Annotated in this window: 8 protein-coding genes; 3 read left to right on the top strand and 5 right to left on the bottom strand. The window is 70.6% G+C overall.

The features are described from left to right. Positions 1–57 precede the first annotated feature (57 nt). Complete coding sequence (locus tag D7X32_RS09300) at positions 58–1,293, bottom strand: acetyl-CoA C-acetyltransferase (protein WP_120602160.1); 1,236 nt, start codon at positions 1,291–1,293, stop codon at positions 58–60. Positions 1,294–1,828: 535 nt separating this feature from the next. Here D7X32_RS09300 and D7X32_RS09290 point away from each other — a divergent pair. Then, positions 1,829–3,178, top strand: coding sequence for an MFS transporter (locus D7X32_RS09290; protein WP_167506456.1), 1,350 nt, complete (start codon positions 1,829–1,831; stop codon positions 3,176–3,178). Between the two features lie 5 nt (positions 3,179–3,183). On the opposite strand, the gene D7X32_RS09285 is transcribed toward D7X32_RS09290, so the two are convergent. Both D7X32_RS09285 and D7X32_RS09280 read right to left on the bottom strand, forming a co-directional pair. Further along, positions 3,184–4,638 (bottom strand): FHA domain-containing protein, encoded by a 1,455-nt coding sequence (locus tag D7X32_RS09285; protein WP_120602158.1) that lies wholly within the window; start codon positions 4,636–4,638, stop codon positions 3,184–3,186. Between the two features lie 2 nt (positions 4,639–4,640). After that, positions 4,641–6,941 (bottom strand): thioredoxin family protein, encoded by a 2,301-nt coding sequence (locus D7X32_RS09280; protein ID WP_120602157.1) that lies wholly within the window; start codon positions 6,939–6,941, stop codon positions 4,641–4,643. Between the two features lie 289 nt (positions 6,942–7,230). On the opposite strand from D7X32_RS09280, the gene D7X32_RS09275 reads away from it, so the two are divergent. Further along, the gene (locus tag D7X32_RS09275) at positions 7,231–8,361 is read left to right on the top strand and encodes a PKD domain-containing protein (RefSeq protein ID WP_120602156.1); all 1,131 of its coding nucleotides are present in this window, start codon (positions 7,231–7,233) and stop codon (positions 8,359–8,361) included. Here the strand turns inward: D7X32_RS09275 and D7X32_RS09270 are convergent. Beyond that, entirely contained in the window at positions 8,348–8,626 is a 279-nt protein-coding gene (locus D7X32_RS09270; RefSeq protein ID WP_147450090.1) for a hypothetical protein, read from the bottom strand. The two genes, D7X32_RS09275 and D7X32_RS09270, sit on opposite strands and share 14 nt — an antisense overlap. Before the next feature lie 102 nt (positions 8,627–8,728). Here D7X32_RS09270 and D7X32_RS09265 point away from each other — a divergent pair, with 102 nt between their 5' ends. Beyond that, complete coding sequence (locus D7X32_RS09265) at positions 8,729–9,505, top strand: RNA ligase family protein (protein ID WP_120602154.1); 777 nt, start codon at positions 8,729–8,731, stop codon at positions 9,503–9,505. Positions 9,506–9,560: 55 nt separating this feature from the next. On the opposite strand, the gene D7X32_RS45395 is transcribed toward D7X32_RS09265, so the two are convergent. Further along, a partial coding sequence (locus tag D7X32_RS45395; RefSeq protein WP_120602153.1) for a hypothetical protein occupies positions 9,561–12,108 on the bottom strand: 2,548 nt, incomplete at its 5' end.

The following is a 12,108-nucleotide window of genomic DNA, read 5'->3' as shown; positions in this document are numbered from 1 at the left end:
CGGATGTCCGCGAGCGCCTCAACGCGATGGTGCGCGCCTGGCGCGAGCGCTGAAGCGCTACACGCGCTCGATGATGGTGGCGATGCCCTGGCCGCCGCCGATGCACATGGTGATGAGCGCCGTCTGCTTGCCGGTGCGCTCCAGTTCGTCCAGGGCGGTGCCCAGGAGCATCGCGCCGGTGGCGCCCAGCGGGTGGCCCAGCGCGATGGATCCTCCGTTGACGTTCACCCGCTCCGGGTCGATGCCCAGCGCGCGCGTCGTCTGGAGGACCACGGCGGCGAAGGCCTCGTTGATCTCCCACAGGTCGATGTCGCGGGCCTTCATGCCGGCCATGCGCAGGGCCTTCTCGCTCACGGGCGCGGGGGCGGTGAGCATGAGGAGCGGCTCGGTGCCCAGCGTCGCCATGGCGCGGATGCGGGCGCGGGGCTTGAGCCCCTTCTCCTGCACGTAGCGCTCCGACGCCAGCGCCACCACGGCGGCCCCGTCCACGATGCCGCTGGAGTTGCCCGCGGTGTGCACGTGCTGGATGCGCTTCGCCTGCGGGTAGGCGGCCAGCGCGATGCCGTCCAGCGTCTCGCCGTTGGGGTCCACGGCGGTTTCACCCATGGAGACGAACGCGGCCTTGAGCGCGGCCAGTCCCTGCGCGGTGGTGTCCGGGCGCGGGTACTCGTCACGCTCCAGCAGCACGGCGCCGGTGGCCGGGTCCTTCACCGCGAAGAGCGACTTCGCGAAGCGGTTCTCCTCGATGGCACGGGCCGCCTGGCGCTGCGAGCGCAGGGCCCACGCGTCCACGTCCTCGCGGGTGATGCCCTCCAGCGTCGCGATGAGGTCCGCGCTGATGCCCTGGGGCACCTGGTAGACGCGCTCGCGCAGCCGCACGTTGCCGCCGTCCTGGCCGCCGCCGTCCGCGCCCAGCGACAGGTGCGACATGCTCTCCACGCCGCCCGTCACCACGAAGTCCATGGCGCCGGAGGCCACGCCCATCGCGCCGAAGTTCACCGCCTGGAGCCCGGAGCCGCAGAAGCGGTTGAGCGATACCGCGGACACGTCCTGCGGCCACCCCGCCGCCAGCACCGCGTTGCGCGCGATGTTCGCGCCCTGCTCGTTCACCTGCGACACGCACCCCGCGATGACGTCACCCACCTCGCGAGCATCCCAGCCGCCGCGCCGCTGGAGCGCGTTGAGCGTCTGCGCGAGCAGCTCCTGCGGGTGCAGCCCCGTCAGGGCTCCCTTGCCCATCTTCCCGCGCCCACGCGGGGTCCGGACGGCGTCGATGATGTAGCTGGCGGTCATGTGCGGCTCCTTTGATTTTGACCGTAATATTACCTCCGTAATTTAGAAGTCAAGGCGACCTGGGGTGGGAGCGCGCGGGGGGCCTGTCGTGGGTTTCCAGGCCGTGCGGTGGGTGTGCGCAACTTCTGGAAGGAGTCCGGGTTCCAGGCAGCAGCCGCGCATCGCGCCCCTGCCGCCGGGATGGTCCGACATGTTCCGCCACCGCCGTTCCACCCGCCGGGTCCTGTCGGCCCTGGCCTGGCTGTTCCTGCCGGCTTGCGGGGACACGGGGTGGGAGGAGTCCTCCGCCACCGTGGAAGCGGAGGCGTGCGTGGGGGCACCCGCGAGGATGGGGCGGCGGTCCCTGTCCGTGGCCAGACCCCTGGACGCGGCCGAGCAGGTCCTTACGTTGGATGCCAGGGGCGGCAGTGTTGATGAGCTTGAAGTCCGTGGCGCCCGGGGCAGACAGCGCGGCAGGAGGCTCGCTACAAGGCCTTGAGCGTCCTGCCCTCCCCGGGCGCGCGGGGGCACACCTTGGGGGGACCCGGCGGATGCCTTGACCTCTCCACAGCGGCTGGTCCTGGGAATCGCCGTGCTCGCCTCGCTCGTCACGTTCCTGGACGCGGCGATCATCAATGTCGCGCTGCCGGCGATGGTGCGGGACCTGGGTGGAGGCCTCACCCTCCAGCAGTGGGTGGTGGATGCCTACCTCATCACGCTGGGTTCGTTGATGCTGGTCGCGGGCTCGCTGTCGGACGCGTTCGGACGCAAGCGCATCCTGCGGCTGGGGTTGCTGGGCTTCGGGGCCACGTCGCTCCTGTGCGCGCTGGCTCCGACGGGCGCGGTGCTCATCGTCGCCCGAGGGCTCCAGGGGGCCACGGGCGCGCTGCTGGTGCCGGGCTCGCTGGCGCTCATCCTGTCCTTCTTCTCCGGCCCCGAGCAGGCGAAGGCCATTGGCGCGTGGACCGGCTGGACGGGCAGCGCGTTCATCGCGGGGCCACTGGTCGGCGGACTGCTGGTGGACACGGTGGGCTGGCGGTGGATCTTCGGCATCAACGTGCTGCCCATCGCGTTGACGCTGGCGCTGCTCGCGCGCATGGAGGAGCCCGTCCGCCCGGAAGGCGCGCGCATCGACATTCTGGGGGCGGTGCTGGCGTGTCTGGGATTGGGCGGTCCGGTCTACGCGCTGATTGAGCAGGAGAAGGTGGGCTGGACGCATCCCACGGTGCTGGTGTCGCTGGGCGTGGGCGTGCCGGCGTTCATCGCGTTCCTGGTGCAGGAGAAGCGCTCACCGCACCCGATGATGCCCCTGGGGTTGTTCCGGGAGCGGAACTTCTGGGTGGGCAACCTGGCCACGACGTCCATCTATGGGGCCCTGTCGCTGGGCATGTTCGTCATCACGCTGTTCCTCCAGGAGGTGGGAGGGTTCCGCGCGACGGCCGCGGGTCTGGCGCTGATGCCGACGACGCTCATCATGCTGTTGCTGTCGTCCACGTTCGGAGGGCTCGCGGGCCGGTTCGGGTCGCGCCGGTTCATGGCGGTGGGGCCGTGTGTCGCGGGCGTGGGATTCCTGCTCATGCTGCGCGTCGGGACGCCGCTGGACTTCTGGACGCAGATGCTGCCGGGCGTGCTGGTGTTCGGGTTGGGGCTGACGACGACGGTGGCGCCGTTGACGGCGGCGGTGCTCGGGTCCATCCACAAGGAGCAGGCGGGCATCGGCTCGGCCATCAACAACGCCATCTCCCGGGTCGCGGGGCTCATCGCCATCGCGTTCACGGGGCTCATCGTGGGCCCGCGACTGGACGTCGCGGGCTTCCACCGGGCGATGCTCGTCACCGCCGTCCTGCTCGTGATGGGCGGAGTCATCTCCGCCCTGGGCATCCGCGATCCACCGCGGAAGGCCTGAGCGCGTCAGTCGTCGCTCGGCGCCATGGAGAAGTACACGGCTTCGGTCCCCAGGTTGAAGGTGTCCCCGTCCGCGATCTTCTGGCGCTTGATGCGCTGGTGGTTGATCCAGGTCCCGTTGGATGAGCCCAGGTCCTCGATGAAGTAGTCGTTGCCCTCGCGCACGACGATGGCGTGCTCGCGGGAGACCCTGCCGGACTTCACGACGAGGCTGCACTGCGGGCCACGCCCCAGCGTGAAGCGCTCCACGTCCACCCGCGTGGCGGGACCGTCCGGGCTCAGGCGCACGAAGAGGTCCTTGCGCGCGGGGGCCCTGGCCGCCGGGGCCGGCTTCCGGCCCTTGTTGGAGTCCGGGGGCGCTTCGTCCTCGGGAGCGGACGGGCGGAGCACCCGGCCCTGCTTCCGCGGGGGAGGGGCCTTCATGGGCGGCGCTGCCACGAAAGGCAGGTCCGGCTCCTCGGCTTCGTCGGAGCCCGAGTCCTGGGCGTCGGCTTCGCCGGAGTCGGAGGCCCGCGCATCGTCCTCGTCCTGTGCGTCGGACGCGGCGGCTCGCGCATCGGGCTCATCGGAGGTGTCGGACTGCTCGTCTGCTTCGTCGGAGCCAATGGCCTCCTCGCCCGTCTTGGCCTCCTCGGGTCCCGAGTCGTCGACGTCGTCGGCGCCTGGGAGTTCTTCGGACCCGATGGCCGCTTCGATGTCGGCCGCGGAGCCGTCGTCTTCCTCCTCGGCGGCCTTCGAGTCCTCCTCGTCCGCGGAGGCGGCTTCGGCTGCTTGCTCGTCGTCCGATGCCTCATCGGCTGCTTCATCGGACTCCTCGTCATCGGAGGCTGCGGCTTCGTCGGACTCCTCGTCGTCCGAGGCCTCGTCGGCTGCTTCGTCGGACTCCTCGTCATCGGACGCTTCGTCCGCGTCATCCGCTGCTTCGTCTTCGTCCGAAGACGCATCGGCCGCTTCGTCGCCGGAAGCTTCGTCCTCGTCCGAGCCATCGTCGGCGCCTGACGCTTCCTCTTCGTCCGGCTCCTCGTCGTCATCGGACGCGACCGGCACATCGCGGGGCTGCACGACCGCATCCACGGACGCGAGGACCTCTTGCATGCGGGACCGCGCGTAGGCGGCATCTTCCGCCGGCGTCGTGGCCTTCGCGGGTTCGGCCGCGGTCAGCGCGGGCTCAGGCGCCTTCCCCGGTGCGGCGGCGACAGGAACCTCCACCGGGCGCACCGCGGGCTCCGGGGGGCGCGCGACTGGGGCCCGAACCTCCATGGCCGGTGCTCGCACGGGCTCTGCCGGGACCGCCGTGCCGAGCGCCACGGGGGTCGGCGCCACGTACCCGTTCTGCTTCGCGAGCAGGAACAGCGCCTGGGCCACCAGGGCATTCCGGTCCACACCCAGGTCGTGGCTCATCTGCTCCAGCGCCCGCCACAGGGGCTCCGCGACCTCGATGGTTTCACGAATCCGATTCATGACTAGCTCCCCCTCAGATTGCTCTGCCACGGAGAGACGTGGTCCGGGTCATTGAGCCAATAGAACATCGCTTGCGTCTCCGCGTACTGCCGCTCCGCGATGGACACCAGGTTCGGATGCAGGTCGCCCAGCGCCACGCCCTCGAACAGGAAGCCCTGGCCGGGCTTCGTCGTGCTGGCATTCCCCCGGAACTTGCGGTCCCGGCTCTGCCACAGCCGCTGTGAAGCCTGGCCCGCCGCCTGCCCGTAATCCGCCGGCGGCGCGATGCGCGTGGGCATCCGGAACGTCGTCTCGCCGCATGACCACAACAGCCAGGACAGCGCGCTCCAGTCCCCGCGCAGCATCAGCGTCAGGTCCGCCAACCCCATCTCCAGGTCGAGCGTCTCGTCGATCTCCACCTGCTCGTCCTCCAACTCCATGTCGTCCTGCTTCAGCTCCACCGGCCCATCGCCCAGCAGGCCTGACAGGTCCAGAGGAAGCCAGGACACCGAGGCCCCGGGCTTGAACCGCCGGAGCAGCGCGCCGCGCATCGCCTGGAGCCGCGTGGCGTACTTGCGCACCAGTTGCTGGATTGCCTCCAGGGACTGCTCGGGCTTCTCCGGCAGACCGTCGTAGGCGCAGCGCGGAGCCTCCTGGCCCGCCCAGAAGTCGAACCGGGGGAACAACGCCCGCGCGTACGTGGCCAGGAACCTGGCCGTGTCCGGCTCCACCGCCGCGAGCCCTTCCGCGTCCTTGTGCACCTGATCCGCCACCCCCAGGTTCAGCAGGATGAGGCCGCGCGTGAACAGGTACGCCTTGCGCTCCGGCGCGAGCAGCATCGCCGCGTGCAGGAAGTCCAGCGCCGCGCGCGGCCGCTCCGTCTGGTCCAGCAGCACGGCGTAGGCCCGCAGCAGTGTGGCGGCCTCTCCGCCGCGCATGAGCGCGTCCGCCATCGGGGCCCACGCCTGGCCCGCTTCTCCCACCACGTCGTTCGCGACCTCGCTCGCCGAGTCCTTCGTGCGCGGCAGCGTCAGCTCCTCCAGGCCCGCCTTCAACGGCTGGACATCCAGCGACGTGGCGCACGCGCGCGCCGTGGCCAGCAGGGCCTCGCGGTAGCGCCGGTCCGCGCGAGCCTCCTTCGCCAGCTCGCGCCAGCCCTCCGCGCTCCGGGGCAGGTTGGAGAACACCGGCGAGCGCGCCAGCGTCCGCTCATCCATCGCCCGGCCCAGGTCGCGCTTGAGCACCACTGCCCGCTGCGCGTCCAGCAGGGACCACTCGCCACACGCGAGGTCACCCTCCGCCCGGCCCTCCTCGAAGTGGACGCGGAAGTCCGCGTACGTGTTCTCCGCGCGCGACCCGTAGCGCCCGTGGCGATGCCCGTTCTCGTACTCGGCCTCCCAGAGGAGCTGGCCCTGCGGGTCCCAGAAGCGGGTGAGCCCGTGGCGCTCGGCGTCCGCGTTGAGCGTCACCTTGGCCCACTGGTTCAGGTCCTCGCGCAGCTCCGCGTCCTCGGGCAGGTGGGCGGGGCGGGTGGGGTAGGGCTCGCCGGTGGAGGGCACCACGCGCTGGCCCTTGCCGTCGTAGTGCAGCACCTGCCGCACGGTGCCGTGCTCGTAGTGCATCACCGTCTTGCGCACGCGCTCGTTCACGCCGCCTTCGTGCATGCGCTCGGTGGTGAAGTGGTCGGAGGCCGTCCAGGTTCGCGGGCCGTGGAGCTGGCCCTGTTCGAAGGCGCCCTCCTGGGACACCGCGCCGTCCTCGTGGAAGCGCTTGAAGGGGCCGTGCGGCGCGCCCTGCTTCATGATGCATTCGTTGCAGAGGGTGCCGTCCGCGCGCCAGTACCGCCACGTGCCGTGCGGCCGGCCCTTGGCGTCCTTCGGTCCGAAGGACCACTCCTTGTCGCCGTCGTCCCAGGTGGCGTCCTCGGGAACGCCGGAGGGAGGCTGGCCCGCCTCGGTCCGCTCTCGGTTCGCGATGCGGCGCTTCTCCTCGGCGACGTCCACGGTCCGCAGCGCGCCGAGCAGCCGGTCCAGCGCTTCGGCGGACAGCGCCTCGGCGACGCGGTGGACCTCCAGGCCGTCCTTGAGCGCGACGAGCGTGGGATAGGCGTCGATGCCCAGCGGCTCGGCCACCGCCTCGTGGGCCTCCGCGTCGAGCCGGGCGAAGGTGATGTCCGGGAACCGGGAGGCTGCCTCCGTGAAGATGGGGGCGAAGGCGTGGCAGGGTTCGCACCACGGGGCCCAGAAATCCACGACACACATGCCGGGCCGCTGCGTGACCGACTCGTAATCCTCCGGGGTCAATTCAACCGGGACGCCTGCCAACGGGAACTCCTGCTCAAGGGGAGGGGAGATAAGAGGGGCGCCGGGGTCGCGCGTCAACCGGCACGTCACGGGGTCGCCTGCTTCCGGAGGCTCCAGGACTGTCCCCGGTTTCCGCGTTCGAGCACTGGCACGACCGGCTGCCGATGCCAGCGGAGCCGCGCGAGGCGGGCCTGCCCGTCATCCCGTTCGACGTCGCCTTGGGCGACGACAGGATACGACGGCTGGACCTGGAGTCCGTCCACGGGAGTCCCGGCTGGCGGAGGCAGAATCGGCGGTCACGTTCGAGCCCGTGTCGGGCGTCCTCTTCGGTGCGTTCGCGGGCAAGCGCGGCACGGAGGACCACGCGGCGGCACTGGACGCGCTGGAGCTGTTGGCGGAGCGGAAGATGGACGTCCACCGCATCTACGCGGTGTGGGACGAAGCGCAGCCGAACAAGTTCCTGCTGGCGGACCTGGAGCGCGGCCGCATCCCGCTGCTGTCCATCACGGCGAAGCGTCAGGACGGCAGCGGCGTGTCATGGGCGAGCATCGCCAGCGGCGCCCAGGACGCGCAGCTCCAGGCGCACGCGCTGGCGCTCAAGGGCACGGGCAAGCCGCTGTTCCTCATCTTCAACCATGAGCCGGACATGGCGGGCACGGCCCACGGCACGCCCGCGGAGTTCGCGGCGGCGTTCCGGCGCCTGGTGACGGTGTTCCGCCAGCAGGGCGTGACGAACGTGAGCTACTCGATGACGCTGGTGCCCTACAGCTTCCAGTCGGGCGCGGCGGACGCGTTCTGGCCCGGCAGCACCTACGTGGACTGGGTGGGCGCGGATGCCTACAACTGGAACGGCTGCAACCCCACGGCGGGCGACACGTGGCGCTCGCTGGAGGAGGCGGTGGCGCCAGTGCTCACGTGGGCCAACGCGAAGGGCAAGCCGGTGATGTTGCCGGAGTGGGGCTCGGTGGAGGACGCGAGCGTGGCCGGGCGCAAGGGCCAGTGGTTCCGCGACGCGCTGGACACGTTCAAGCGCCATCCTGAAATCAAGGTCGCGTCGTACTTCCACACCACCGGCACCTGCCCGTGGTGGCTGGACTCCTCGGCTTCCAGCGTGGACGGCTTCCAGGCGCTGGGCGCCAATGGCTACACGCACGCGACGGCGGCGGCCTGGCTCCAGCCTTCGACCACGACGGGCACGGCGCCGCTGACGGTGACGTTCGACCTCTCCGGCAGCACGGGCTTCCAGTCCACGACGGGCACGGGCAACGATGCGTGGAGCCTGGACTTCGGGGACGGCGCCGCGAAGGTGACGGGGAGGGGGCGGCCCACCGCGCTCCAGACGCACCGCTACACGGCGAAGGGCACCTACCGCGCGAGCCTCACCGTGACGGACTGGAAGAGCGTGCAGAACACAGACACGCGCGTCGTCACGGTGAAGTGAGCGTCAGGCGCGAGGGTTCCATCCGGAAGTAGAACTGGAACCCCGCGTCCTTCAGGACGGTGATGCGTTCTGGCAACCCATCATCGTCCCCCAGGAACCCGGCCATCTCGCGGCTGCGGGAGCTGCCCTCCGGCGCGGAGAACACCGGGACGACGATGACAGCCCGCTCGCGGGTGCCCTGATGCCACGCTTCCGGCTGCTGGAGGAAGGGCACCAGTTCGCGGCGGAACGGGCCAATGCCCAGGACCTCTCCGTACATTCCCATGGGCCCGAACCTACCCCGTGTCAGGCTCCGTCGAGCGGTCGCGTCCCGCGAGCCTCCCAGGGGCCTCTGCTACCTTCGCCCCTCCCACCCCGAGGCCGCGCCATGTCGTTCTCCATCCGCACCGCCAACCTGCGCACGCTCAACTCGCTGACGAAGTACCCGTCCATCCCGACGTACCACTCGCTGGGCGACAAGGGCCGGCTGGGCGAACCCGCCATCGCGTTCGACGGGCCCGTGGTCGGCACGGAGAAGGTGGACGGCACCAACGCGCGCATGGTGTTCCTGCCGGATGGCACGTACCTGCTCGGCAGCCGCGAGGAGTTCCTCTACGCGAGCGGCGACCTCATCGGGAACCCGGCCCTGGGCATCGTGGAGCACCTGCGGCCGGTGGCGGACGCGCTGCGCGAGAAGCGGCTGGACGCGGGCGGCATCACCGCCGTCTTCGGCGAGGTGTACGGAGGCAACGTCACCGCGCACAGCAAGCAGTACACGGGTGAGAAGCGCGTGGGCTACCGCGTCTTCGACGTGGTGCGCCTCACCGACTACGAGACGCCCCTCACCTGGTCCGCGGAACAGCTCTCCGGCTGGCGCGAGTCCGGAGGCCAGCCCTTCGTGACCGAGGACGCCCTCCTGGCCTTCACCCGCGAACACGGGCTGGAGACCACGCCGCGCATCCTCGAACAGGACGGCGCGGCGCTCCCGAAGGACCTGGAGGGTGCGTTCGCCTGGCTGCGCACGCACGCGCCCGCGACCCGGTGCGCGCTGGATGCCGGGGCAGGGGAGCACCCGGAGGGCATCGTGGTCCGCACCCGCGACCGGCGCACCATCGCGAAGGTGCGCTACGAGGACTACGAGCGCACCCTGCGCGTGAAGCGTTGAAAGTCAGAAGGCGGCGGTGGCTCCGTCCACCGCCGCCTCCATCCGAGCCGCGTCTTCAGTCGATCTGCAGCTCGGAGATCTTGTGCGGCTTGTCGCTGATGAGGTCCATCAGCTTCCCGAAGCCGAAGGTCAGCAGGCCGATGCCCGCGCCCACCGCCATGCCCAGGGGGCCGCCAATCGCGCCCACCGCCACCGCGCCGCCCAGGCTGCCCGCGATGCCGATGGCGCCCTTGGCGATCTGCGCGCCGTCGTTCACCTTCGCGCCGTTGACGATGTCCATCACGCCGCCCGCCGCGCCGCCCACCGCGCCCAGCACGTTGGCCGCGCCGCCCGCCGCCTTGAGCGCGGAGAGCGCCTTGGCCCCGGCGCTCGCCGTCACGCCGGCCACCTTGCCGATGCCGCCCATGCCCTTCACCGAGTCCAGCACCGTGCTGGTGATGGCGGCGCCCACCTTCGGGTCCGCCAGCGTCTTCGCCCAGGGCATGCTCTTGGCCGCGTTGGCCGTGTTGGAGGTGGTGGTGAGCGCGCCCGCGTTCTTGAAGCCCTTGATGGCCTCCGTGAACGCCTTGCCGCCCGTGTACATGTTCACCGCGCCGTTGGCCGTGTCCGTCACGCCCTTCACGATGTCCGGCATGTTGTTCTCGCGGATGCCCCGCGCCAGCGACATGCCGCCCGCCACCACGCCCGCCACGCCGCCCAGCGCGCTCGCGCCACCCTGCGCCGCGTTCAGGCCCTTGGAGAGGGTGTCCCTGCCCAACACCTCCGTCGCCTTCGCCGGCAGCCGGCCCGCGTCCTGGCTCAGGCCCTGGGGGATCTTCAGCGCCTGCGCGCCGCCGCTGTTGGCGTACTGGTTCACCGTGCTCGCGGTGGAGATGGCCGCCTGCTCCAGCAGCACCTTGCCGAACTCATCGTCCTTGAAGGCCTCCGCGTTGGTGACGTCGCGCATGTCGGCGCCGTCCTTGCCGGACAGCTGCATCCGCTCGCCGTCCTTGCCGACTTCGTGGAGGCCCTTGCGGCCGTCCGCGTCCGTCACCGTCGTGCGCGAGCTCACCAGCTGCGCGCCCTCATTGGAGAGCAGCGACGTGTCCTCCTTGAGCGCGCTCTCCGTCTTGTTGTCCTTCGTGCGCTTCGTCTCCAGCGACTCCTGGAGCTCCAGGCCCTGGTCGGTGGCCTTGCGGCTGCTGTTGTAGTGCTGCTCCAGGTCGGCGCCGTCCGGCTCGCGGCTCTTGGAGTCCATCCTCTCGATGGAGCCGTCCTGGCCGTACGTGGTGGAGGACTCGCCGTTGACGGGCACGCGCTTGGAGGAGTCCGCCTTCTCGAAGGTCTTGCCCTCGTACTTCTCCTTCACGGTGCTGCCCTCGCGCGTCCGCTCCGTCTTGATGGTCGCGTCCGGGAAGCCCTCGATGAAGGTCTGCGAGTCCAGCCGGTCCGCGCCCTTCTGCAGGTCCACCGTCCAGCGCTTCGGCGGGCGGCCGTCGCCCGTCTTGTCCGCGTCCCAGTTCTCGCCGCCGTCCTTGCCGTACGCGTCGCGGACCTTGTGCAGGCCCTCCATCGTGTGCGGCCCTTCGCCCGCGAGCTGCGTGTGGCCGTCCAGCGTGCGGTCCACGTAGGACGTCGCCTTCACGTTCTCCTGGGAGAAGTCCTGCGTGCGGTTGTACTGCACGTCGCCCTGTGAGCCGTCCTCACCCCGAGGCGGAATCGCATAGGTGTACGTGTCCGCGCGGTCCACGGGCTTGTCGAAGTCGAACGGGCCCTTGAGCTTGTTGTCGATGGAGCCTCCACCCTTCTGCTGGTAGTAGGCCGTGCGGCTCGTCTGCGCGCCGCCGTCCGCCTGCGAGTACGCGTCGGTGATCAACCGGTCGCCGTCCTTGTTCGGCTCCATGTGGACCGCGTTGCGCGTGTACGTGAGGCCCTTGTCCTTCGCCGTGGAGATGTCACCGAAGGACTTGAGGTCCGCGGTCTCGTTCTTGTCGCCCTTCCACTCCGCGCGCTCCACCAGCGAGCTGCCGTCGTCCTTCAGCTCCAGCCGGTCGCGCTTGTTGGTGCCGTCCTCGTAGGAGGCCGTGTCCATCACCACCGCGCCGTCCTTCTTCGACGCGACGGAGCGCTCCACGACTTCCTTCTGGCCGTTGACGCGCGTGAGCTCCACCTCGGATTCGGACAGGCGCTTGACGCTGGCGCCTTCGGGCACCTTCTCCTTGCCGTCCGCCATGGAGAAGAGCTTGTCGGCCTCCTGCGTGGTCTTCTCCCGCAGGGCCTTCTGCGCATCCACCGTCTCCGTGCGCCGCTCGCCCACCGTCTTCAGGTCCACCGCCTGCTTCGCCTTGTCCTCGCCGGATACCGTCTGGCGCTCCGCTGGGGCCGCGCCCGTCGCGGCCAGCCCCACGCGCAGCTCGGGGGGACCCGCGGGCTTCACGGCCGTGGCGGCGGCCTTCACCGCCGCGCCCACGCCGGTGAGGTCCGGGCCCGTCACGGGCTTCTTCGCGTCGAAGCCATCCGCAACGACGGCGGGCTTCTGTGCTTCGACCTTCGGCTCCACCGGCGCGGCCTGGGGGGCGGTCGCGGCCGGCTTCTCGGTGACCGCGGGAGGGCTGACGGGGGAC

Origin of the sequence: Corallococcus carmarthensis, from assembly GCF_003611695.1 — a bacterium.
Classification (GTDB): Bacteria; Myxococcota; Myxococcia; order Myxococcales; family Myxococcaceae; genus Corallococcus; species Corallococcus carmarthensis.
This window is presented reverse-complemented; position numbering and strand designations above follow the sequence as displayed.